Raw genomic sequence first — 6,077 nt, forward strand, 5'->3', positions numbered from 1 at the left:
AGGCTACAATTGCCTCTCGGGGCACGCCCCTAGATCCTAAAGATATGGAGTGAGGTGTGCCCTCCTGTTCCTTCCTCAGCATGTATAATCAACTTAATAATATTATTTAAATATCACTTTGATATTCTTAACGTCTTATTTAGGAAACTTAGATTAATGTTTTTGTACCAAAGTATAATAGCAATAAGTATTGATGGGAAACCAAGCTTCTTTCATATAAGTTAATGTTTTTAACACGTACGACATATAATAATTTGTGTCGAGTACTGAATCCGGGTCGGCTCCACGTGCCATAATTGTACCGCCTGAGGAGATTATCCTGGACTTCTACGAGGTTGTCCCGCCGCTAGGCTACGCAGTTATAACTAGAAACCAGAGGACTGGGCGGTTAATGTATAGGGTTGTAGAGCCGGTTTTAACTAGGGAGGATCAGGCTGTGATAGAAGAGCTCAAGAGGATTCTTGTGGAGGAGCAGAGGCCTAGCCTGGAGGAGCTCAGGAAGCGTGGAGCAGAAGAGGTGTTGCGTGAGCGCGTTGAAAGGATTATAAAGAGGTATAGGCTTCCGATACCCAGGGAGGCCTTCGACAAGGTCTTCTACTATGTGAGAAGAGACATGCTAGGGTACGGCAAGATAGACTTGCTGATAAGGGACCCGCAGATAGAGGATATCTCGTGCGACGGTATAGGCTTGCCTGTCTTCGTGTGGCACAGCAGGTTCGAATCCCTTCCAACAAACATCGTCTTCGCGGATGCATCCGAGATGGAGAGCGTCCTGGTAAGACTGGCCCTGAAGGCCGGGAAACAAATATCGGTGGCTCAGCCCATCGTTGAGGGCTCGCTGCCTGAAGGGTTCAGGCTTCACGCTGCTCTCTCGGAGGTGGCGCGCAGGGGAGGCACGTTCACCGTGAGGAAGTTTAGGGAGGTGCCCTTCTCTGTTGTTGACCTGGTTGTGAGCGGTACATTGTCTCCAGAGCTTGCAGCCTTCCTATGGCTCCTGGTCGAGCACAAGAAGAGCCTTATCGTAGTAGGGGCCACAGCGGGTGGGAAGACCACTCTGTTAAATGCCATTGCCACCTTTATACGTCCAGAGGCTAAGATAGTCTCCATCGAGGAGACCCCGGAGCTGAACCTCCCTCACGAGAACTGGGTTCCACTCGTCGCGAGGCCTGCTTCCGACCCTTGGGCCCGTGATGTGACTCTATTCGACCTGTTGAAGTCAGCTTTGAGGATGCGCCCGGACTACGTGATCGTGGGGGAGGTTAGAGGCGAGGAGGCCTTCACGCTGTTCCAAGCTATCGCGACGGGGCATGCGGGAATGTGCACCATGCATGCGGAGAACGCGGACTACGCGGTGAAAAGGCTTACCTCTGAGCCCATGAACGTACCTGTCCCGCTCATCCCCTTGATGAATGTCTTCGTTACGGTTAGGAGGTTTGTCACGGAGGATAAGATCTTCAGGAGGGTTGTGGAGGTCAGCGAGATCCTAGCGGGGGATAAACTTGCCTGGAACCCTGTTTACAGGTATGACCAGGTCAGCGACAAGATTATGAGGGTTGGCGAAAGCACCGTCTTGGCGAGGATAGCCGAGGAAGAGGGTGTCCCGTTAAGCTTGCTGGTCGAGGAGCTGAAGAGGAGAGAAGAGATAATCAAATGGCTCGTTGAGAGGAAGATAACCGACTTCCAGCGTGTCAGCAGGCTTGTGAGGGACTATGCCCTGCGTCCCACGACTGTCTACACCGCTATCGAGAGAGGGGTGTACACGCTTTGAGCCTACCCTACCTTCTAGGTAAAACCATTACCCGGTTGACTGGTGAAAGGCTAAAAGCCTTCAGGGACATATACTACACTGCAGGCTTCACTGACGTATGGGAAGTATACCTGGGGAAGTGGCTCCTAGCATACCTTCTTTCGACACCATTTGCGATGACTATCTCCCTGTTTATCCACCAGTACATTCTCCGATATTCCTTACCTGTAGCCTTTCTCCTTACGCTGGTGCTACTCATCCCCTACACTTTGATATTCCTTGCATTCACCCTCTACTACCCCCTGTACAGGAGGCACTCGAGGGGCTGGACTATAACGGCGAGGCTACCTTACACGCTTGCTAATTTCGCGGTGCTTGCTTCCTCGGGCCTCACGTTTACCGAGACACTCAGGACTGTAAGGGAGCTCGAGGAGAACAAGGAGATAAGACGGGAGATAGACCTCCTCCTCACAGACCTGGAGCTTCTCGGCTATGACGTCCTGACAGCCCTGGAGAGAGCGGCGAGGCGTAGTCCTTCAGCTGCGCTATCACTGTTTCTCTCAGGCTTAAGGGATGCATACATCACAGGGGGCAACTTGTACAGCTATGCGTCCTTCTCTACTCAGAGGCTCCTCGAGCTTAAGAGAAGCGAGCTACGCAGGGTTACGAATACAGTGGCAGCGATCTCAGAGACCTATGTAACCCTAATGGTAGCCGCCCCCCTAATGTTCATAGTTATGCTGGCAATTATAGGGATGCTTGGAGGAACAATTGCAGGCCTACCAGTAAACCTTCTCATCTCTGTCCTCGTGCTGATCGGCACTCCAACGTTCGCTGCAGCTACACTAGTCATGCTGGACTCTGCGTTATCAAAGGTGTAGCCTATGCCCTACCTACCCCTACGCGGAAGAAGACTTGCCATCATCGCAGCCCTCTCGCTAACGCTAGGCTCCCTTCCGCTGATAGTCCTAGCAACGCTTTGGGGAAATGTTGGCCGGGAGCTCGTCTATGTTGAGCTTACGCGGGAAATTGTCCTGCCCTGGTCTATAACGCTCTACACCTTAATAGGCATCTCAGTTCCGCTCGGCCTGGCGCCCGTCGCAGTCATCCTCTGGCTTAACCTCAGGTATGTTGACTCCCTTAACAGGCAGCTCCCCACCTTCTTTAAAGGCGCGGCCGACGGGGTTAGGGCAGGCATGCCTCTCCCAAGAGCACTCGAGGTCGCCGCAAGGGCTGTGGGAAACCCCCTCGGTAGAGAGATACTTGACGCGCTCTCCGTATCAGCTCTAGGCTTAAGCCTACAGGAGGCCCTAGAACGTTTAACCGTGAAGATCCCGGAGCCAGCCCTTAAAAGGGCTACAAGCCTCCTGGTGGTGGCTCAGAGGTCGGGTGGCCGTGTAGCGGACGTACTGGACGCTGCAGCCGAGATGAACGGGGTTCTGAACAGCTACGAGGAGGAGAGGAGGGCTAACATGTCGCCGTACGTCTGGGTCTCCTATGTCGCTCTCGTCGTCTTCCTTTTAACAGCCACTATAATAACCTCGGTATTCGTCGAGCCGCTCTACAGGGTAAGGCTACCAGGCTTCGTGTCTCCGCCTCCACCCGAGCTCTTCAAGAGCATCTTCTATATCTCGGCTTACATGCAAGCTTTTGCAGGAGGGATCGTCTCGGGTAAAATCGCTAGGGGGACTGTCAAGGCTAGCCTGCTCCATATAGTAGTGATGCTCACAATTGTCGTACTCTACTTTTTCCTACAGGAGCTATACTTTGCCCCAGCTATAACCCCGAGAATCTAGGGCCACTCCACTAGGAGGCGCGCCACATGGAGAAAAGATAAGGCCTTCTCCGTAAATGAGTGAATAAAGGCCAACACCGTGAGGAGCAAGACAATCATCAGTAATCCAAGAGCCAAGTAGACGAGTGCCTCCGCAACACCCCTCAAAAGGTACAAGGCCCTAATCCTCCTTGCAAACTCGCTTATAATGCCCTCCAAGGCTTACCCCCCAACCCGTATCCTTGCAATGTAAGTTCGAAGCTTGGATACTACCCGAACCTCGTACTCGTAGCCGGGCACCAAACCAGAGCTCAGCTGGAAAACCTGAACCCCTCCAGGCGGGATAACCACGTGTTGCTGAACCACGGGTATGGGCCCCGTTGGCCCGTTGACGTAGACCGCGTAGACCTCGAGGGGCAGGTACCCGGTATTCGATACAACAACCTGGGCCTGCTGGAGCAGTTGGAGGGAGTAGCCCCTGACATTGCTAAACGTAAGGCTGAAACTCCTTGTAGAGTTATAGTCGTATGCGAAGACCAGGGTCGTGTTCTTGAAGCTCACCTCCACGCTGCTGCTGTTCAAGAAGAATCTTTCAGTCATCCTCCAAGACCCGCCTACTCTCTCGAATAATTCCACGAAGCATGGACCTTGAGAGCTGAGCGAGAAGTTTCCCATGGAGCCAAAGACTCCTGGAGCAGCACTGACATTCACGAGGGCGACACAAGCATTTCTAGGAAAAGGGAAGACCACGCCCCCGGGAATACTACGAGTGAAGAGGTTAAGGCATGAAACTGTTAACCCAGGGCCAGACTGTGTAGTATCCCCGACAATGACTCTTATACTAGTAGTCGTGTCTACTAGGCCTGCGTATTTCAGGCTTATGTTGGGCTGTCCCTCCGCGAGCTGCTCGGACTTCTGCGAGGCTATCTCGCTCAGGGTTGATGTGAACGTCGTGTACATACGGAACATTAGTGCTAGGAACATCGAGGCTATGATTATGAAGAATATGGTTCCAAGGGCAGTTGAGATCCCGCTACGCAGCACAAATAATATAGTGTGTTCAGGGTTTTTAACTGAATCGGTCGCTTATCATAATAAACGTTAATTTTATATTCATTGATTAAATTATATAAATCGATGGGTATGAAAAGGAGGGCTATAAGCCCTGTTATCGCAACGCTCCTTTTAATAGTTATTGCTGTAGCAGCGGCAGTCCTGACTTATATCTGGCTGACAGGATACATGGGCACAATAACCCCCCACCAGACACCTACACAGCTACAGGAAAGAGTAAAGATTGACGCCGTCCAAGTCGATAATACTGGGGTCTATATATACGTGGCTAACATAGGTGACGTAGACACAAGTATTGTGGGAGCCTACGTCCTTACATTAAACTACACAGCTGTCTGCGGTGGAAGTATATCCAAACCTTTGCCTAAAGGTTCAACTGCACAGGTACAAGTACCAGGAACATGCACTCTCACATCTGGTAAAACATATATAGCAAAGGTTACGGCTAAGCAAGGCTCGGAGGCCACATACACATTTGTCGCACCTTAAATTTTTATTTCTCTAATAAAAAATACTTTTTTTGTAAAAGGATATAAAAGCAGGTACCTCGAAATTAAATATGGTTAAGGCTACCATGCAGGGACAGGCGGAAATCATCGCGGCCTTACTTCTAACCGTCATCGTATTGGCAGGATTCGCGATTACATGGACTTATCTTTTCCCCAGCTACCTCTCTTGGGAGCATGAGGCTTCAAACACGGCCCTGGAGTCTAGGCTTGCAGCCTCTGAGAAAATCGTGATTGGAAACGCTGTCTTCTCCTCCTCGACGGTCAAGCTAACCCTCGTGAATACAGGTAGTGTCGGGATACGCGTGAGGGCTATATACGTGAATGAGACCCCCGCGTGGCAGGGACAGCTCGATTTAGCCCCAGGCCAGCCGGCTGAGATAAGCTTGTCTGTGCCGGGGGACAACCTATTGTTATGGGTAAAGGTGTGCTCTGCGAGAGGAAACTGCTGGGTCTTCCCAGTGTTCAACTCATCCCTTACTACTCCTACAACCCCACCGCCGCCACCTCCACCTCCTCCACCCTCACCTCCACCCTCCGGAGGGGCTCCGGTATTCGTGATAACTAGTTATAACAGTACAATCTACGGACAGCCAGGCAGCACTGCGAGCCTCGTAGTGGGGGTCTCCAACACTGGGAACTCGAGCGGGGCATGTAGGGTCGAGGTCTACGACCAGGCTGGTAGCCTTGCAGCCTCCACCACTACAACCATACAAGCAGGCTCAACAGTAACCGTGAGGCTGGCTCTAACTCTTCCCGGAACCAAGGGAACATATACCTGGACCATAAAGGCATACAACAGCTACACGGGCAGGTACGACGACTCTAAGACATTCACGGTGCGCGCCCTAGACATCCTCCCGGACACGAGCGCCGTTCTCTTCTATACACCATTCGAGACACTGCCCAGCGGCTGGCAAGCAATGGGAGGCAAATGGAGCATAGCCACAGGTCAGGGTTGGGCTGGCTCCAACGC

General features: G+C 51.9%; 7 protein-coding genes. 5 read left to right on the forward strand and 2 right to left on the reverse strand.

What is annotated here, in order from left to right; genetic code table 11:
* The first annotated feature begins 256 nt into the window (after positions 1 to 256).
* From ACP5KC_RS08305 to ACP5KC_RS08315, 3 genes are read left to right on the forward strand one after another with little or no spacing between them, the layout of a single operon-like run.
* Positions 257 to 1,768, forward strand: coding sequence for a type II/IV secretion system ATPase subunit (locus tag ACP5KC_RS08305; RefSeq protein WP_428287253.1), 1,512 nt, complete (start codon positions 257 to 259; stop codon positions 1,766 to 1,768).
* Positions 1,765 to 2,628: a type II secretion system F family protein gene (locus tag ACP5KC_RS08310; protein ID WP_428287254.1), complete on the forward strand. Its 864-nt coding sequence runs from the start codon at positions 1,765 to 1,767 to the stop codon at positions 2,626 to 2,628. The genes ACP5KC_RS08305 and ACP5KC_RS08310 overlap by 4 nt, the downstream gene beginning before the upstream one ends.
* Before the next feature lie 3 nt (positions 2,629 to 2,631).
* On the forward strand, positions 2,632 to 3,543 hold the full coding sequence (locus tag ACP5KC_RS08315) for a type II secretion system F family protein (protein ID WP_428287255.1): 912 nt from the start codon (positions 2,632 to 2,634) through the stop codon (positions 3,541 to 3,543).
* Here the strand turns inward: ACP5KC_RS08315 and ACP5KC_RS08320 are convergent.
* Together ACP5KC_RS08320 and ACP5KC_RS08325 are read right to left on the reverse strand one after the other, a co-directional pair.
* On the reverse strand, positions 3,540 to 3,740 hold the full coding sequence (locus ACP5KC_RS08320; RefSeq protein WP_052884008.1) for a hypothetical protein: 201 nt from the start codon (positions 3,738 to 3,740) through the stop codon (positions 3,540 to 3,542). The genes ACP5KC_RS08315 and ACP5KC_RS08320 overlap by 4 nt on opposite strands.
* Positions 3,741 to 3,743: 3 nt before the next feature.
* Complete coding sequence (locus ACP5KC_RS08325) at positions 3,744 to 4,565, reverse strand: hypothetical protein (RefSeq protein ID WP_428287256.1); 822 nt, start codon at positions 4,563 to 4,565, stop codon at positions 3,744 to 3,746.
* 93 nt (positions 4,566 to 4,658) lie between these two features.
* On the opposite strand from ACP5KC_RS08325, the gene ACP5KC_RS08330 reads away from it, so the two are divergent.
* Together ACP5KC_RS08330 and ACP5KC_RS08335 are read left to right on the forward strand one after the other, a co-directional pair.
* Positions 4,659 to 5,084 (forward strand): archaellin/type IV pilin N-terminal domain-containing protein, encoded by a 426-nt coding sequence (locus ACP5KC_RS08330; protein ID WP_428287257.1) that lies wholly within the window; start codon positions 4,659 to 4,661, stop codon positions 5,082 to 5,084.
* Between the two features lie 70 nt (positions 5,085 to 5,154).
* Positions 5,155 to 6,077 (forward strand): CARDB domain-containing protein (locus ACP5KC_RS08335; RefSeq protein ID WP_428287258.1); only part of this gene is annotated, 923 nt, incomplete at its 3' end.

This window comes from Infirmifilum sp. (assembly GCF_049970975.1).
Taxonomy (GTDB): Archaea; Thermoproteota; Thermoprotei; order Thermofilales; family Thermofilaceae; genus Thermofilum; species Thermofilum uzonense.

Bases quoted from the DNA above. Each gene is read 5' to 3' on its own strand.
- ACP5KC_RS08315 (WP_428287255.1), top strand. From the start codon at position 2,632: ATGCCCTACCTACCCCTACGCGGAAGAAGACTTGCCATCATCGCAGCC.
- ACP5KC_RS08330 (WP_428287257.1), top strand. From the start codon at position 4,659: ATGGGTATGAAAAGGAGGGCTATAAGCCCTGTTATCGCAACGCTCCTT.